The 15402-nt window shown below is 66.7% G+C and carries 15 protein-coding genes and 1 pseudogene; 7 read left to right on the top strand and 9 right to left on the bottom strand.

Annotated elements, in window-relative coordinates:
• Positions 1 to 115 precede the first annotated feature (115 nt).
• Positions 116 to 355, bottom strand: coding sequence for a CDGSH iron-sulfur domain-containing protein (locus tag LC092_RS20650; RefSeq protein WP_224809586.1), 240 nt, complete (start codon positions 353 to 355; stop codon positions 116 to 118).
• A 196-nt stretch (positions 356 to 551) separates the two neighbouring features.
• Between LC092_RS20650 and LC092_RS20645 the strand changes: the two genes are divergently transcribed.
• Positions 552 to 1355 (top strand): DUF1194 domain-containing protein, encoded by an 804-nt coding sequence (locus LC092_RS20645; RefSeq protein WP_224809584.1) that lies wholly within the window; start codon positions 552 to 554, stop codon positions 1353 to 1355.
• Positions 1356 to 1376: 21 nt separating this feature from the next.
• On the opposite strand, the gene LC092_RS20640 is transcribed toward LC092_RS20645, so the two are convergent.
• The 3 genes from LC092_RS20640 to LC092_RS20630 all read right to left on the bottom strand — a co-directional run bounded on the left by LC092_RS20640 (position 1377) and on the right by LC092_RS20630 (position 2869).
• Positions 1377 to 1658, bottom strand: a complete 282-nt coding sequence (locus LC092_RS20640) for a type II toxin-antitoxin system RelE/ParE family toxin (RefSeq protein WP_224809581.1) — start codon at positions 1656 to 1658, stop codon at positions 1377 to 1379.
• Positions 1655 to 1933, bottom strand: coding sequence for a type II toxin-antitoxin system ParD family antitoxin (locus tag LC092_RS20635; protein WP_224809579.1), 279 nt, complete (start codon positions 1931 to 1933; stop codon positions 1655 to 1657). The genes LC092_RS20640 and LC092_RS20635 overlap by 4 nt, the downstream gene beginning before the upstream one ends.
• Before the next feature lie 69 nt (positions 1934 to 2002).
• A complete protein-coding gene (locus LC092_RS20630) occupies positions 2003 to 2869 on the bottom strand; it encodes an SDR family oxidoreductase (RefSeq protein ID WP_224809577.1) in 867 nt (288 codons plus the stop codon).
• A gap of 162 nt (positions 2870 to 3031) precedes the next feature.
• Here LC092_RS20630 and LC092_RS20625 point away from each other — a divergent pair, with 162 nt between their 5' ends.
• Positions 3032 to 3367, top strand: coding sequence for a hypothetical protein (locus LC092_RS20625; protein WP_224809575.1), 336 nt, complete (start codon positions 3032 to 3034; stop codon positions 3365 to 3367).
• A gap of 30 nt (positions 3368 to 3397) precedes the next feature.
• Here the strand turns inward: LC092_RS20625 and LC092_RS20620 are convergent, their stop codons facing one another.
• Both LC092_RS20620 and LC092_RS20615 read right to left on the bottom strand, forming a co-directional pair.
• Positions 3398 to 4273 carry a TrmH family RNA methyltransferase gene (locus LC092_RS20620; protein ID WP_224809573.1) on the bottom strand — a complete coding sequence of 292 codons (876 nt, stop codon included), beginning with the start codon at positions 4271 to 4273 and terminating at the stop codon, positions 3398 to 3400.
• Complete coding sequence (locus tag LC092_RS20615) at positions 4270 to 5214, bottom strand: class I SAM-dependent methyltransferase (RefSeq protein ID WP_224809571.1); 945 nt, start codon at positions 5212 to 5214, stop codon at positions 4270 to 4272. The genes LC092_RS20620 and LC092_RS20615 overlap by 4 nt, the downstream gene beginning before the upstream one ends.
• A 339-nt stretch (positions 5215 to 5553) precedes the next feature.
• On the opposite strand from LC092_RS20615, the gene LC092_RS20610 reads away from it, so the two are divergent.
• The 4 genes from LC092_RS20610 (at position 5554) to LC092_RS20595 (ending at position 10502) form a co-directional block, all read left to right on the top strand.
• A complete protein-coding gene (locus LC092_RS20610) occupies positions 5554 to 6369 on the top strand; it encodes an SRPBCC family protein (RefSeq protein WP_224809570.1) in 816 nt (271 codons plus the stop codon).
• 113 nt (positions 6370 to 6482) lie between these two features.
• Positions 6483 to 6971: a (2Fe-2S)-binding protein gene (locus tag LC092_RS20605; protein WP_224809569.1), complete on the top strand. Its 489-nt coding sequence runs from the start codon at positions 6483 to 6485 to the stop codon at positions 6969 to 6971.
• A 225-nt stretch (positions 6972 to 7196) separates the two neighbouring features.
• Complete coding sequence (locus LC092_RS20600; protein WP_412103628.1) at positions 7197 to 9566, top strand: xanthine dehydrogenase family protein molybdopterin-binding subunit; 2370 nt, start codon at positions 7197 to 7199, stop codon at positions 9564 to 9566.
• 138 nt (positions 9567 to 9704) lie between these two features.
• Positions 9705 to 10502 (top strand): FAD binding domain-containing protein, encoded by a 798-nt coding sequence (locus LC092_RS20595; RefSeq protein ID WP_224809567.1) that lies wholly within the window; start codon positions 9705 to 9707, stop codon positions 10500 to 10502.
• Between the two features lie 317 nt (positions 10503 to 10819).
• On the opposite strand, the gene LC092_RS20590 is transcribed toward LC092_RS20595, so the two are convergent.
• A complete protein-coding gene (locus LC092_RS20590) occupies positions 10820 to 11758 on the bottom strand; it encodes a nucleoside recognition domain-containing protein (RefSeq protein ID WP_224809566.1) in 939 nt (312 codons plus the stop codon).
• Between the two features lie 201 nt (positions 11759 to 11959).
• Here LC092_RS20590 and LC092_RS20585 point away from each other — a divergent pair, with 201 nt between their 5' ends.
• Positions 11960 to 12445, top strand: coding sequence for an Lrp/AsnC family transcriptional regulator (locus LC092_RS20585; protein ID WP_224809565.1), 486 nt, complete (start codon positions 11960 to 11962; stop codon positions 12443 to 12445).
• A 76-nt stretch (positions 12446 to 12521) separates the two neighbouring features.
• Here LC092_RS20585 and LC092_RS20580 read toward each other — a convergent pair whose 3' ends face one another.
• Positions 12522 to 14957, bottom strand: a complete 2436-nt coding sequence (locus LC092_RS20580; RefSeq protein ID WP_224809564.1) for a methyl-accepting chemotaxis protein — start codon at positions 14955 to 14957, stop codon at positions 12522 to 12524.
• Between the two features lie 226 nt (positions 14958 to 15183).
• Positions 15184 to 15402 (bottom strand): annotated as a pseudogene (locus LC092_RS20575) (methyl-accepting chemotaxis protein); the annotation flags it as partial.

The following is a 15402-nucleotide window of genomic DNA, read 5'->3' as shown; positions in this document are numbered from 1 at the left end:
AGACGGTAAGGCGGGCACCTTGGTGCGGGTTGTTCATCCTTCGGGATCCTCGGCTGGAGTTTGGCGATTGCAGCCTAACCCCGAACCGGGTGAACAACCTCCTGAGACTTCACAGCTAGAGACGGGAATGCGTCCCGTCGCACAGCGGCGCCTTGCCGCTGTGCTTGCAGGCGCAAAAGAACGCCTTCTTGTCGGCATCGGCCGTGTATTTCACCGGCGTGATGTCGGTGCCGGCGTGGCTGCCGTCGCAAAACGGTTGCTTCTGGCTGCGGCCGCAGGCGCACCAGAAATAGGTCTTGCCGGCCTCGACCTCCACCGGAATGGGGGCCTTTTGCGCAATCACCGGTTCCGACATCTGTATCTCCCTCTGTCCTCACGTGCCCCGCGTGGAGGCCCTATTGATTGTGGGGCATCGCGCGCGAAGGTCCAGCGGGCCGGCCGCTTTTTCGCTCTCCGTCGCGGTCCGGTGCCCAAAACGCCCTGCCACTGGTCGTCCCGGCGATCTGCCCCACCTTACTCTGGGTCAGGTCGATGCGGCGGAGGAGATGCGCATGGAGACGGAGCGGCGGACGAACACTCGGCAAACGGGCGGGGCCGGCGCCCGCGATCGTCTCTTGTCCTTTGCCATCGGCCTTGCGCTGATCCTGTTCGGGACGATGGCCGGGGCCGGGTCGCTGCGGGCCCAGACCGGGGTCGACCCCTATCTCGATCTCGAGCTTGTGCTGCTCGCCGATGCGACCGGCTCAATCGATGACGCGGAGATCCGCTTTCAGCGCGAGGGCTACGCCCGGGCGATCACCGATCCGGCGGTGCTTTCGGCAATCGCCGGCAATGCCTACGGCAAGATCGCCGTCGCTTACGTGGAATGGGCCGATGCCGGATCGCAGGACGTCGTCGTCGACTGGACGGTGATCGACGGCAGGGCCTCGGCGCAAGCTTTCGCGGCCGCGCTTCTGGTGCCGCCGCGCCGCGCCTACGGGCGCAACGCCATCGGCGCGGCGTTGCTCAAGGGCAAGCGCATGATCGAGGAAAACCAGTATCAGGGCATCCGCCGGGTGATCGACCTTTCCGCCGACAGCGCCAACAACTGGAACGGCCCGCCGCTGGAAACGGCCCGCGCCGAGGTCGTGGCGTCGGGCATCGTCATCAACGGGCTCGCCGTGCTCTGCCGCCACTGCTCGGGCCGCCCGGCCTCCTACGTGCTCGAAGACGCCTTCGCCGAACGCATCATCGGCGGCCCCGGCTCCTTCGTCGTCACCGCCGACAGCCCCGCCACCTTCGCCGACGCCGTGCGCAAGAAGCTGATCCTGGAGATCGCGGGGAAGGTGCCGGAGCGAAGTTTCGCGGGGAGGTGAGGGGGAGCCGTTCCCCGCGCTCTAAAACTCCTGCGCGGACATGTCCTGCCGTCCATGAATGACGCGCAGGATGGTCACGGTTTCATCGTCAATCCGGAAGTAGATGCAACGGTCGCGGTAAGGGAGCGCGCGCAAGCCGGGGCGGATCCAGTCGCGGGGCGCGCCGTTGAAGCCGCTCTTGGCGATCCATTCGATTTTTGCTGTGAGATCGGCCACGAACTTCGTGGCGACACCGATGTCCTCTCCGGCGAGATAGACGAATATCTTTGTTAGATCCTCTCTCGCGCTTGGCGCGAGGATCAATCGCCTCGGTTCAATCGCGCCAGCCCACGGTTCACGATGTCGTCGGCCAATGCCTGTCCGTCAGCGTAGGCGATGCCATTGCCCGCTGAAATTTCCGCGTCAGCCGCATCGACCAAGGCACGCGCCTCGGCGATGCGCAGTTCGTGGTCTTCCAGCATTCGCAGGCCCGCCCGCACGACCTCGCTGGCGTTGTTGAAACGCCCTGCATAGAGCTGGCGGGCAATGAAGGCCTCGTAGCGCTCGCCGATCACATAGGATTTTTTCGTGTTCGCCATGGCGTCCCTTCCTGAAAGGCGGACAGAATACCACGAGGTAGGAACTATTCCTACTTTGCAGGATGCCTCCTATTTCCACCCCTCCCGGTACAGCGCGTCGAGCGCCTCGCGGTAGGTCGGGTACTGGAACGTGTAGCCGAGTTCTTCTTTGACGCGGGCGTTGGAGACGCGTTTGTTCTCGCCGTAGAAGGAGCGGGCCATCGGCGTGAGCTCGGCGGTTTCGAAATCCTGTTCCGGCGGGGGCGGGACGTCCAGCAGTTTGGCGGCATAGGCGACAACATCCTGCGGCGGGGCGGGTTCGTCGTCGGTGACGTTGTAGATGCGGCTGACCGGCGGCTTTGCCAGGGCGGCGGCGAGCGCGCCGGCGATATCGGCGACATGGATGCGGTTGAACACCTGGCCCGGCTTGATCAGCCGCCGCGCCTTGCCCTTTTCCATCGTCGCCAGCGCATTGCGTCCGGGTCCGTAGATGCCGGAGAGGCGGAAGATCTGCACAGGGATGTCGGCCTTTTCGCCAAGCCGCGTCCATCCGGTTTCGGCGGCGACGCGTTGCACGGAGCGCTTCGAGACCGGCCGGCAGATCGTCTCCTCGTCGACCCAGCCGCCGTCGTGATTGCCGTAGACGCCGACGGTGGAGAGATAGCCGATCCATGCCGGCGGATGCGCACCGATATCCGCGCCGTGATGGGTCAGCACCGGATCGCCTTGCGCATCGGGCGCGATGGACACCAGCACATGGGTGGCGTTCGCAAGCGCCTCGGCGATGCCGTCTCCGGGGGCGGTGCCGTCGAACAGGAACGGGGTGATGCCGCGTTCGCGCATTTGCGCCGCCTTTTCCGGGCTGCGGGTCGTGGCTCCGATCCAGTCGCAGTCGGGGGCAACCCGCTCGACGAAGGCGCTGGCGGAGAAACCGAGGCCGAAGACAAACAGGCGCATGAGTGGATGGTCCTTCTGCGTGTATTCGTGATAATCTCTCGTCTGGCGTGTTAACGCCGTGAAGAGACGTATTTCAAATTCTGTTTTTTGACATGGCGGGAGCGTCGCCCGGGTTCAGCGGGATCGAAGCCGACCGTCGGATAAAGACCCTGGGAGGGGAATATGGAACTCATTGAAAAGCTTCAAGCGCAACCGGCGTCGCAAAGCTGCCGGCTGATCGATTTCGACAAGGCGGACTTGCACACCGAAGAGGGCGGCAAGCGGATGTTTCTGGTCGTCAGCGGCGAGAAACCCACTGTCTCGATGAGGGTCGAACTGCGGCCGCTCATTTATGTCACGCAGCCGGACTATTGGGGCGTCGAGGTCGTCGGGTGCGTGCCGGGCATCGTCCTGCCCCGGGTCGCGCCCTATGAGGAGGCGCTCGACGTGACCCATACGATGGGCAAGAAGGGCATCGAGGTTCTCGGGGCGAACAAAAGCGTGACACTCACCAAATAGGCGCTGCCCCGGGCCGCCGAGACGGTCGCCTCAGGCGTCGAGCGCGAGATCGCCGCGGCGGATCTCGTAGAGCATGACGCCTGTGGCGACCGCGAGGTTCAGGCTGTCGGCCTCGCCCACCTGCGGGATGCGGGCAAGGGTCGTGCAGGCATTCGCCATCTCGTCCGGCAGGCCGGCCTGTTCGTTGCCCATAAGGAGCAGCGTCGGACGTTTGTAGGAAATCGCGCGGTAGTCGGTCGACCCCTTGAGGTGCGTGCCGACCAGCGTGCCCGGCCAGCTTGCCGCCATCTCCTGAAAGGCGGCGCGGGTCATGCGCGCCAGCGGCACGTGGAACAGCGAGCCCATGGTGGCGCGCACGGCCTCCACCGCAAAGGGGTCGGTGGTCTCGCCGACGAGAATGACGCCCTTCGCTCCCACCGCATCGGCGGTGCGCAGGATGGTGCCGAGGTTGCCGGGATCGCGCACGTGATCGAGCGCCACCCAGACGGCGGCGGGATCCGCCTTGAGCGCGCGCGTCAGCTCCGCGCCGTCGAGCAGGCGCTGTTCGTAGACGCCGACGACCATCTGCGGATTGTCGCGCCGGGTCATGGCCGCGAGCACGGGCGTCGACACCTCGAGGATGGTGGCGCCACGGGCACGGGCGGTGGCCGCGACCTCTCGGGCCGCCTCGCTCTCGCGCGCCTCGGGACCGAGCACCAGCATGTCGATGCCCCAGCCGGCGGCCAGCGCGTCTGTGGCAAGTTTCAGCCCTTCGGCGACGAAGCGTCCGCTGCGCTGGCGGTGCTTGCGCTGGGCGACGAGCGCCTTGATGTCCTTCACCAGCGGGTTGGAAAAGGACGTGATCTGCTTGACGCTGCCGGCGACCCGACGCGAAGCGGCGTCCGAGAAAGGCGGACGCTCGCTCATGGCATGCTCCAGCGGCTGAACATGGAGGTCGACAGCGCCCGCCCGCCATCGGGGGTGCGCAGCACCAGCTCGCCGGATTCCAGCAGGCCGCCGCGGGTTTCGAGCGTCTCCGACATGATCTCGTGCAGGGCGACGAAACTGGAGCGGATCGCATAGGCGGTGAGGATGACGAAGCGGGCGTCGGGGGCGAGGATCTTCTCGATCATCGGCAGCATTTCCGGCAGGCTGTCGAACAGCTCCCAGACCTCGCCCTTCGGGCCGCGTCCGTATTTCGGCGGGTCGAGCAGGATGCCGTCATAGGTGTTGCCGCGCTTGACCTCGCGGGCGACGAATTTCATTGCATCCTCGCAGATCCAGCGGATCGGCAGATCCTCCATGGCCGAAAGCTCCTGGTTCTCGCGCGCCCAGCCGATCGCCTTTTTCGACGCGTCGATATGCGTGACCTGCGCGCCGACGCTCGCCGGGATCAGCGAGCCGAGACCGGTGTAGCCGAAGAGATTGAGCACCTTCAGCGGCCGTTCCGCCGGGGTCTTCTCGATGGTATCCGCCATCCACTGCCAGTGCGCGGCCTGTTCGGGAAAGACGCCGACATGGCGAAACGACATGAAGCGCCCGAGGAACGCCGCCTTGCCGTAGCGCATCTCCCAGGTTTCCGGCAGGTCGCGGTTGAGCCGCCAGCGGCCGGGCCCGTCGTCGTCGTCCTGTCCGGTGAAGACGGCGTCGGCCGCGTCCCACGCCGCATCGCTGAGGTGGCGCCGGCCCATCGCCTGCGGTTCGGGGCGGTCGACAACGACATCGCCGTAGCGTTCCAGCTTGCGCCCCAGCCCGAAGTCGAGAAGCGCATAGTCCTCCCAGCCGCGGGTTTCCAGCATGGTCGGCCATGCGGCGCGGGGGGCGGAGCCGGGCGCGGCGGGGCGAAGCGGGGAAGGGGCGTCGGTCACGCGAGGGACCTCTTTGAAAAGCGGCTCGGACTGTCTGGGTTTTGCAGGATCGCCTTAGAGCAATTTCGGAAAAAGCGAAACCCGTTTCGCCCTGTCGGGCGCGGCGCAAGCGGCGCAACCGGCGGCAATGCCCGATTGTCCGGCGGTCTCCCCCGCCATGCTGCCCTGCACCAAAGAGAACTTTGCAGCCAATTGTCTTTCAAAGACTTGCAAGCGTGCGCCGGCTTGGCCAAGCTAGCGCCCAAGTGTCAGAGTGACCGCTTGCGAGGGGTGTCGGGTTGTGGTGTAAATTGCCACAACCGTACAGTTCCGCGACGGTCCAGCCGGAGGATGAAGTTTATGGACTTGAGTGGCGAGTATCGGATCCGCGCCTCCCGAGCGGCGGTGTGGGACGCGCTGAACGACCCCGACGTCCTGCGCCGGTGCATTCCCGGCTGCAAGGAGCTGGAGAAGAGTTCGGACACCGAAATGTCCGCCACCGTCGTCGCCAAGATCGGCCCCGTGAAGGCGACCTTCAAGGGTGCGGTGACGCTGGAAAACCTCAACCCGCCGGAGAGCTACACCATCGTCGGCGAAGGCAAGGGCGGTGTCGCGGGCTTCGCCAAGGGCGCCGCCGACGTGTCGCTCGCCGAGGACGGCGAGGAGACGGTGCTTACCTATGAGGTCAAGGCACAGGTCGGCGGCAAGCTGGCCCAGCTCGGCAGCCGGCTGATCGTCTCCACCTCGCGCAAGATGGCCGACGAGTTCTTCTCCAGTTTCAAGGATATCGTCGAGGGCGATGCCGGCACCTCGGACGCCGCGCCTGCCGAGCCTGCGCCCGCCGAGCCGGTTCCCGCGCCGGCAGAGCCAGCGCCGTTCCGGGCCGCCGGCGAGCCGGTCGCCGGTCCCGACGAGACGGCGGTTGCGCCGACGCCTGCGCCCGCGCCTGCCGAACAGGCCCCGGACACCGCGGCGCCGGCCGCAAAGGAAGAACGTTCCTTCGCGTCGTCCGTCAGCGAGGCCGCCCACGACGTCGAGGAGCGGGTGGAAAAGGCAATGCACGAGGTTGAAACGGAGGTCGAGACGGCCGCCGGTCGCGGCGCTTTCGGCGGTCCGATGGTTTGGGGGCTGATCGCGCTGGCGGCGGTGATCGTCATTCTGGCGGTGATGAGCTAGCGGTTTTTCGAATTTGCAAATTGCCGGGTGCGGGCAGGACGCTACACTCGGCGACGGAACATCGGCAACAAGTGCCCGGCGAGCGGGTCTGACGATCGAGAGGGAGGAACAGCATGGCCAATGTGACCATGACGGTGAATGGAAAGAGCGTGTCGAAACCGGCGGAGGGCCGCACGCTGCTGGTCGACTTCCTGCGGGAGGGCGCAGGGCTGACCGGGACGCACGTCGGCTGCGACACGTCGCAATGCGGCGCCTGTGTCGTGCATGTCAACGGCAAGGCGGTGAAATCCTGCACCATGCTGGCCGCCCAGGCGGACGGCGCGGAGGTGACCACCATCGAGGGGCTGGCCTCCGGCGGCGAGCTGCACCCGATGCAGGCGGCCTTCCGCGAGCATCACGGTCTTCAGTGCGGCTTCTGCACGCCGGGCATGATCATGGCCGCCGTCGACATGGTGAACCGCCTCGGCGCGCCGCTTGACGAGGCGACGATCCGCGCGGAGCTGGAGGGCAACATCTGCCGCTGCACCGGCTATCACAACATCGTCAAGGCGATTGCCGCGGCGAGCGAGACCATGGCGGGGATGAAGACGGCGGCCGAATAGGGCTGGCGGCGGCTCGGGCCGGTCGCGCGGGGGGCGCGACGGGCGGACGACGGGACACGGGCGCGGGCAACCGCGCGTCCCGCCAGGCGGAGGAAGCTCCGCCGCACGGGGCCGCCGATCCCCGCAAACGGGGACCGCAGAAACGGACACCTTGAGGGATTGCACAGGTCAAGGGTCTCCACGCGCCGCGAAACGGCCTGCAGGAGACCGCATGGGAGGATGCACATGACAGGTTCAGCAGAAGGCATTGGCGCAAGGGTTACCCGGCGCGAGGACAAGCGTTTCATCACCGGCAAGGGACGCTACACGGACGACATGGCGGTCGCCGGCATGTGCCATGCGGCCTTCGTGCGCTCGCCGCACGCCCACGCCAAGGTCTCCTCGCTCGACGCCGACGCGGCGCGCGCGATGCCCGGCGTGATCGCGGTTCTGACCGGCGAGGAACTGGCGGCCGACGGCGTCGGCAACCTGATCTGCGGCTGGATGATCCACTCCAAGGACGGCACGCCGATGAAGATGGGCGCGTGGCGCGCGCTGGAGCATGAGACCGTGCGCCACGTCGGCCAGGCGGTTGCCGTGGTCGTGGCCGAGACGCGCGCCCAGGCCCGCGATGCCGCCGATGCGGTGGTGGTCGATTACGAGGCGCTCGACGCGGTGGTCGACAGTCTCGACGCGCTGAAGCCCGACGCGCCGCAGATCCACCCGGAAGCCGAGGGCAACCTGATCTACGACTGGGAGATCGGCGACGAGGCGGCCACCGAGGCGGCCTTCGCCTCTGCCGCCCATGTCACCAAGATGGAAATCCGCAACAACCGTCTGGTGCCCAATCCGATGGAGCCGCGCGCGGCCCTTGCCCACTACGAGGAGGCCGACGAGCACTACACGCTGTGGACCACCTCGCAGAACCCGCATGTGGCGCGGCTGGTGCTCTCCGCCTTCTACAACATCGCGCCCGAGCACAAGCTGCGCGTGATCGCACCCGATGTCGGCGGCGGCTTCGGCTCCAAGATCTACATCTACCCGGAAGAGATGGTCTGCCTCTGGGCCTCCAAGAAGACCGGCGTGCCGGTCAAATGGACGTCGGATCGCACCGAGGCCTTCCTGACCGATGCCCATGGCCGCGACCACCATTCGGAAGCGGAAGTCGCGCTCGACGCCGACAACAAGATCGTCGGCCTCAGGGTCAAGACGGTGGCGAACCTTGGCGCCTATATGTCGCTGTTCTCCTCCTCGGTGCCGACCTATCTTTATGCAACGCTTTTGTCGGGCCAGTACGACATCCCGGCGATCCACTGCAACGTGAAGACGGTCTACACCAACACCACGCCGGTCGACGCCTATCGCGGCGCGGGGCGTCCGGAGGCGACCTATCTGCTGGAACGGCTGATGGAGACAACGGCGCGCGAGATCGGCATGGATCCGGCCGAGTTCCGCCGCAAGAACTTCATCCGCTCCTTCCCGCACCAGACGCCGGTGATCATGTGCTACGACGCGGGCGACTACGACGCCTCCCTCGATGCGGCGCTGAAGGCGATCGACTACGACGGCTTCGCCGCCCGCAAGGCGGAGGCCGCCCGTCGCGGCAAGCTGCGCGGCATTGGCCTGTCCTGCTACATCGAGGCCTGCGGCATTGCGCCGTCCCAGGCGGTCGGCTCGCTCGGCGCCGGCGTCGGCCTGTGGGAATCGGCGGAGGTGCGGGTCAATCCGGTCGGCACCATCGAGGTTCTCACCGGGTCGCACAGCCACGGCCAGGGCCATGAGACCACCTTCGCCCAGCTCGTGGCCGAGCGCCTCGGCGTCGGTCTCGACACGGTCTCCATCGTCCACGGCGACACCGACAAGGTGCAGTTCGGCATGGGCACCTACGGCTCGCGCTCCGGCGCGGTCGGCATGTCGGCGATCTCCAAGGCGCTCGACAAGGTGGAGGCCAAGGCCAAGAAGCTCGCCGCCCATCTGATGGAAGCCTCCGAGGGCGACATCACGCTGGAAGGCGGCACCTTCAAGGTCGCCGGCACCGACAAGGAGCTTCCCTTCTTCCAGGTGGCGCTGGCCGCCTATACCGCCCACAACATGCCGGAAGGCATGGAGCCGGGCCTCAAGGAAGGCGCCTTCTACGACCCGACCAACTTCACCTTCCCGGCCGGCACCTATGTCTGCGAGGTCGAGGTCGATCCGGAAACCGGCAAGACCGAGGTGGTGGACTTCGTCGCCGCCGACGACTTCGGCACGATCATCAACCCGATGATCGTCGAGGGCCAGGTGCATGGCGGTCTGACCCAGGGCATCGGCCAGGCGCTTCTGGAAAACGCCGCCTATGACGCGGACGGCCAGCTGCTCTCGGCCTCCTACATGGACTACACCATGCCGCGCGCCGACGACGTGCCGTCCTACCGGCTGATGACGACGGTCACCGAATGTCCGGGCAATCCGCTCGGCATGAAGGGCTGCGGCGAGGCCGGCGCCATCGGCTCGCCGCCGGCGGTGATCAACGCGATCACCGATGCGATCGGCACGAATGCGCTGGAGATGCCGGCGACGCCCGCCAACGTGTGGCGCGCGCTCAAGAGCGCCCAGCCGGCGCAGGCGGCGGAATAGCAACCGCGGGATCACCCGCGCCGCGGGGCCAAGGCTCCGGGGCGCGGCGGAACGACGAGCGGGCGCGCGCCGGACACAGGCGCAAGGCCCGGCCGGACACGACAAGACAAGATCAAGACGGGTGAGGAGAGACCCAGGATGTACGAAACAACCTATCACCGCGCGACGAGCGTTTCCGATGCCGTCGCCAAACTGGGCGCATCCGACGACGCCAAGGTGCTGGCCGGTGGCCAGACGCTTTTGCCGACGATGAAACAGCGCCTTGCCGCACCCTCCGACGTGATCGACGTTACCCATATCGCCGACATGAAGGGCATCACCGAGACGGCCGGGGGGCTGCGCATCGGTGCGGCCACCACCCATGCGGAGGTCGCCGGGTCGGAGATCGTCAAGCGCATGCTGCCGGGACTTGCCACCCTTGCCGGCCATATCGGCGATCCGCATGTGCGCCACATGGGAACGATCGGCGGCTCGCTCGCCAACAACGACCCGGCGGCGGATTATCCCTCCGCAGCACTGGCGCTGGGCGCGACGATCCACACCAACAGCCGGCAGATCCCGGCGGAGGATTTCTTCACCGGCATGTTCGAGACCGCGCTTGAGGACGGCGAGATCGTGACGGCGGTGGAGTTTCCCAAGGCCGGTGCCTGCGCCTATGCCAAATACCCGAACCCGGCCTCGCGCTACGCAATGGCCGGCGTCTTCGTCGCCAAGACCGACGGCGGCGTTCGGGTCGCGGTGACCGGCGCGGGGCAGGGCGGGGTGTTCCGTCATGCGGGCCTTGAGGACGCGCTGGCGCAGAATTTCTCCGCCGATGCGATCGCCGGTGTCACCACCGATCCGGACCAGCTCCTGTCCGACATTCACGGCTCGGCGGACTATCGCGCCAACCTGATCACCGTGATGGCCAAACGCGCGGTCGCCGCCTGCGCCTGACGGCGAGGCGCGGCCTCTGCCGCATCGGCTGCGGTTTTGGCGAGAGACGGCCCGGGGATCTCCCGGGCCGTTGAGAATGAAGGCACCCTCTGTAGCTTCGTCATCCCGGACGGAGCGAATGCGGAGAGCCGGGATCGGTGAGGCACTGCCTGTCGGCTTCTCTTGGCTTGAAAAACACAGGCTTCTGGCTCTCCGATACCGGGTCGCGTTGACGCTTGACCGGTATGACGCCTGGAGCAACGCCACCTTATCAGCAGTCTGACGGCCCGGGATCGCTTCCGGGCCGTTTTCGTTGCGGGCGGCGTTGACCCGGCCGCTCAGGTTTCGAGTGCCGGGCGCGGTCCGGGGCGGTGCAGCAGGCGGGCCAGGACCGCGATGACAAGGACGGTTGCGGCGATCCTGCCGACGAGGATGATCCAGACATCCGCGCCGACCGCCAGCATGACCGCCGTGTCCTCGATCACCGAGTGGCAGAGCGACAGGCAGCTCAGCGCCAGAAACAGGTCGCGCCTGTCGTAGCGGCGCACCATCGTTTCCTGAATGATCAGCCCGCCGCCATAGGATAGGCCGAGCAGCAGGCCGATGGTGGTCAGTGGCGCCAGATCCGGGTTGAGGCCCAGCAGCCTGAGGCCCGGGTTCAGGGCCCGCGTCAGCCAGCCGATGACCTTGATCGCCTTGAGGATGTCGAGCAGCAGAAATAGCGCGACGATGATCGCCAGCATGCTGACCAGCGACTGCGCCGTGGCGCGCATCCAGCTTCCCCAGTCGGATGTCGTAACATCGCTCGGCATCCACTCCAGCACGACCACCTCCGACAACACGCCGGTCGTGCGGCATATCCAGGCGGCGATGGCGGCATAGGCGAAGCCGACCCCGAGCCGCAGCGCCGTGGTGGCGAGCAGGCTGGCGCCGGCGCGGCGCACGATCGCCTGCTCCACCGGCAGCGCATGGGCAAACAGCATCAGCGAGGACAGCACGCTGACCTGCGCGACCGTGAGCTGCATCTCCGGTTGCAGCGAGACGAAGGCGCCGACCCCGCCGTAAAGCCCGGTGAGGAGGGTGATCGCCCAGATCAGCCCGGCCTCGGCCGGCAGGTCGACGAGCCCCATCACCGGCGCGAGGCCGCGTGCCAGCAGGTCGGTGAGACCGTAGAGATCGCCGAGCCGCACGAGCAGCATCACCGGAAGCATGACCTTCACCAGCAGGAAGAAGGTGGCAAGGCAGCGATGGGCGAGGGAACGCACATAGGAAGGCATGAGGCGGGCCTTGTCTTGGGACGGCGGACGGCAGGCGGACAACGGGTGCGGGCAGAGCAGGCGGGTGCTGCGCGGTTTGCGACCGCGTAGCACGGGCGACCGGTGCAAGCTATACCGCGCCATGCGCGCGGTGCGGTCGTTCTGCCCCGCCCCGACGCGCGGATCTTGCGTTCTTCGAGGCGAAAGGCAATTTTCGGGCACATGAGTGAGATAGATCGGATCGACAGACTGCTCCTGAGCGAATTGCGACGCGATGCCGATATCGGCAATGCCCGTCTGGCCGACCGTGTCGGCCTTTCGCCCTCCGCCTGCCTGCGCCGCGTGCGGCGGCTGAAACAGGCTGGCCTCCTGCGCCGGGTCGTGGCGCTCGTCGATGGGCACGCGTTCGGCAACGATCTTTCGGCGATCGTCACCGTCTCCTTCCTGCGGCATGCGCCGGAGTATCGGGCAAGCTTCCACCGCAAGCTGCGCGAGGAGCCGGCCGTGTCGATGGCCTACAGCGTGTCCGGGGACGTGAGTGCGGTGCTTCAGGTCGATGTCGCCGACATGGCGGCCTTCAACGCGCTGACCGCGCGCCTGTTCGACGACGACCCCAATGTCGCGGCCTTCACCACCCATTTCATCATGGGAACCGTGAAGCAGGAGCCGGTGGTTCCGGCAACGTCGCGGCCGGTGGCCGCACCCTGACGTCCTGACATGCGAAAACGGCCCGGGCAGGGATGCCCGGGCCGCTCTCAGAAGGTCCGATCCGCTCGGTCGTGGCTCAGGCGGCCGCGACGTTGGTCAGGAAGCGGTCGATCTGCTGGCGCAGGTCGCGGGTCTTCTCGCCGACGTCGCTGGAAGCGACCAGCACCATGTCCGCCGAGGCGTTGGTTTCGGCAACCGCGTTGGAGAGCTCGCCCATGTTGGCGGAGACCGACGTGGTGCCGGTGGCCGCATTCTGGACGTTGCGCGAGATCTCGTTGGTCGCGGCCCCCTGCTGTTCCACCGCCGCGGCGATGGCGGAGGTGTAGTTGTCCACCTCCTGCATGGTCGCCGTGATCGCGGCAATCGCTTCCACGGCGTCCTTGGTGGAGCCCTGGATGGCGCCGATCTGGGCGCCGATTTCCTCGGTTGCCTTGGAGGTCTGGGTCGCCAGCTCCTTCACTTCAGCGGCCACGACCGCAAAGCCCTTGCCGGCTTCGCCGGCACGTGCGGCCTCGATGGTCGCGTTCAGCGCCAAGAGGTTGGTCTGTTCGGCGATCGCCTGGATCAGGGTGACGACCTCGCCGATCTTGTTGGCGGCCTCGGCAAGACCCGCGACCTTCTCGTTGGTGCGACGCGTGCCTTCGGTGGCCTCGCCGACGACCTGCGTCGTCTGGCCGACCTGGCGCGAGATCTCCGCGATCGAGGCGGCGAGTTCTTCCGCTGCCGTCGCGACGCTTTCCACGTTCTGCGTGGCCGTGCCGCTGGCGTTGCTGGTGTCTTGCGCGCGTTCCGCGCTTTCGCCGGCGATCCGCGTCAGGTCGCGTGCGGTGGCTTCCATGCCGGAGGCGGTGTCGCCGACGGAGGTGAGAAGCTCCTGCACCTGGGTGCGGAAGTCGGCGATCAGCGTATCCACGCGCGCCTGGCGCTCGGCCGCGGCTTCCTGCTCGCGTTCCTGCTCGGCCCGCATGCGGGCGCGTTCGCGGGCATTGTCGCGGAACACCTCGAGCGTGCGGCTCATGGCGCCGATCTCGTCGCCACGTTCGGTGCCGTCGATCTCGACGTCGGTGTCGCCTTCGGCCAGCTGACCCATGATCGCCGTCAGGCGACGGGTCGGACGGGTGATGGCGAGCGACAGGACGATGGCGACCAGAACGCCGAGGCCGGCGACAATCGCCAGCGTGACCGAGATGGTCCAGAAGCTTGCAGTACCGGAGGCGGCCGCATCCTGGGCCTGACGCGCGGCGAGCTCGGAGACCTGCATGCGCATCTGGTTGGCGACGACCCCGAGATCGGTGGTCATGGTCTCGACCGTTTCGAGGCTGGCGACCATGGAATCGAACGCACCGCGATAGGCCGTGATCTCTCCCTGGATCTGCTCCACCAGTTTCGCCACTTCCGGGAACTTGGCGGCGGCCGAATTGATCATGCCGGCGATCCGGGTCAGTTCCGCCAGTTCGCCGTGGACCTCGTCGGGCGTGGCTTCCACGAGCCCCGAGATCAATCCGAGCGTGGACGCCTTGACCAGGATCGATTGTTCGGCCAGTTCCGCGCCGTAGTCCGACACGAGATCGACCTTGATCTGTTCGATCGCACTTGCCTGCGCGGTCTTTTGCACCTTGGCTGCGACCATCCGGGCCGCGACCTGGATATTGGCGGCGAGATCGCTGATCTGCGTGAGGGACTCTTTGATCGTCCGGCGCAACTGATGAACCTCGGCGAAGGACGTCGTATCCTTCAGCTTGGCGAGTCCGGCCTCAAGCTTGGCGGCCTCGGCGGCGAGCGTCTCGATCGCGGTGCTGTCCATCCCGTCGATCGAGGTGTTGGTCAGCGCGCCGGCGTTCTGGAGGAGAACGGCCGTTTCCGCCAGCGTGTCGTCCATCACCTCCTTCGAGGTTGAGGTCGTCGACAGCAGGAAGAGATATTGCACGCGCAGGGCGGATTCGCGCACCGACGACACCAGTTGGCTGATTTCGTCGATCTTGCGGTTGGTGGCGGACATGCGAACGCTCTCGCGCTTGGCGTCGCGCCGCTCCCCCTGCATCAGGGTGTTGATCGAATTCGCCAGATCGCCGAGCTTGCCGACCGAACCGGTCAGCTCCGCAAGCAGGGTTTCCTGATTGGCGATCTCCGCGCCGACCTTGGAGAAATCCGCCTTGAGACCGGCGAGCGCCTCAAGCGCGCTGGCCACCTCGGCCTGAGCCGCCGGATCGGAGGACACGGCCGCCTGGAGCCCCTGGAGCTTGTCATTGAGCGCGGTGATGAGTTCGTTGGTTCTTGCGGCATCCTCCGGATTGCGCGACCGCATGAAGGCCTCGCGGGATGCCGAGACATCCTGAAGGCCGCCCATCACGTCCGCCGCCACCTCGGACGTTTTCATCTGTCCGGTCAGGCTGCCGATCGTCAGCGCACCCACCCCGCCGACAATGGCCGTGAGCAGCAAGACCACCGCAAAACCGCCGCCGATCTTGGCTGCAAATCCAAGGTTTCCAATAAATCCGAGTAGCCGGGGCATCCCCATCCTCCAACGCCTGTGCATTGTTCGTACCCTAGACGCCTTTGTGTGAATCTTCGGTAAAGCGGCGGGTGTTTTTAACAACTGGCAACTTTGACGATTCTGGCGTCCGGCAGTATTGCCCTGCAGGAAATTACGATGCCGCAACGGAAGCAGAAACAACAACGGCGGGACCGGGGTCCCGCCGCCTTTCGTGTCGTCGGTCTCTGCCGCGTCGGCTTGGCGATCAGGCCGCCGCGACGTCGTTGAGGAAGCGGTCGATCTCCTCGCGCAGCGCGTCGGTGTTCTGCGACATGGCACCAGAGGCGGAGAGCACGTTGTCGGCCGCCGCACTGGTGCTTTCCACGGTCGTCGCCAGCCGCTCCATGTTGCTCGTCACCGCCCCCGTGCCCTGGGCGGCCTGCTGCACCGAGCGCGAGATGTCGCTCGTCGCCGCGCCCTGCTG

This window comes from Stappia stellulata, assembly GCF_020176715.1.
In the GTDB taxonomy this organism is placed as follows: domain Bacteria; phylum Pseudomonadota; class Alphaproteobacteria; order Rhizobiales; family Stappiaceae; genus Stappia.
The sequence above is the reverse complement of the archived record's forward strand: the minus strand, read 5'-3'. Positions and strand labels throughout refer to the sequence as shown.

Bases quoted from the DNA above. Each gene is read 5' to 3' on its own strand.
- LC092_RS20650 (WP_224809586.1), bottom strand. From the start codon at position 355: ATGTCGGAACCGGTGATTGCGCAAAAGGCCCCCATTCCGGTGGAGGTC.
- LC092_RS20645 (WP_224809584.1), top strand. From the start codon at position 552: ATGGAGACGGAGCGGCGGACGAACACTCGGCAAACGGGCGGGGCCGGC.
- LC092_RS20635 (WP_224809579.1), bottom strand. From the start codon at position 1,933: ATGGCGAACACGAAAAAATCCTATGTGATCGGCGAGCGCTACGAGGCC.
- LC092_RS20630 (WP_224809577.1), bottom strand. From the start codon at position 2,869: ATGCGCCTGTTTGTCTTCGGCCTCGGTTTCTCCGCCAGCGCCTTCGTC.
- LC092_RS20625 (WP_224809575.1), top strand. From the start codon at position 3,032: ATGGAACTCATTGAAAAGCTTCAAGCGCAACCGGCGTCGCAAAGCTGC.
- LC092_RS20620 (WP_224809573.1), bottom strand. From the start codon at position 4,273: ATGAGCGAGCGTCCGCCTTTCTCGGACGCCGCTTCGCGTCGGGTCGCC.
- LC092_RS20610 (WP_224809570.1), top strand. From the start codon at position 5,554: ATGGACTTGAGTGGCGAGTATCGGATCCGCGCCTCCCGAGCGGCGGTG.
- LC092_RS20605 (WP_224809569.1), top strand. From the start codon at position 6,483: ATGGCCAATGTGACCATGACGGTGAATGGAAAGAGCGTGTCGAAACCG.
- LC092_RS20600 (WP_412103628.1), top strand. From the start codon at position 7,197: ATGACAGGTTCAGCAGAAGGCATTGGCGCAAGGGTTACCCGGCGCGAG.
- LC092_RS20595 (WP_224809567.1), top strand. From the start codon at position 9,705: ATGTACGAAACAACCTATCACCGCGCGACGAGCGTTTCCGATGCCGTC.
- LC092_RS20590 (WP_224809566.1), bottom strand. From the start codon at position 11,758: ATGCCTTCCTATGTGCGTTCCCTCGCCCATCGCTGCCTTGCCACCTTC.
- LC092_RS20585 (WP_224809565.1), top strand. From the start codon at position 11,960: ATGAGTGAGATAGATCGGATCGACAGACTGCTCCTGAGCGAATTGCGA.
- LC092_RS20580 (WP_224809564.1), bottom strand. From the start codon at position 14,957: ATGCCCCGGCTACTCGGATTTATTGGAAACCTTGGATTTGCAGCCAAG.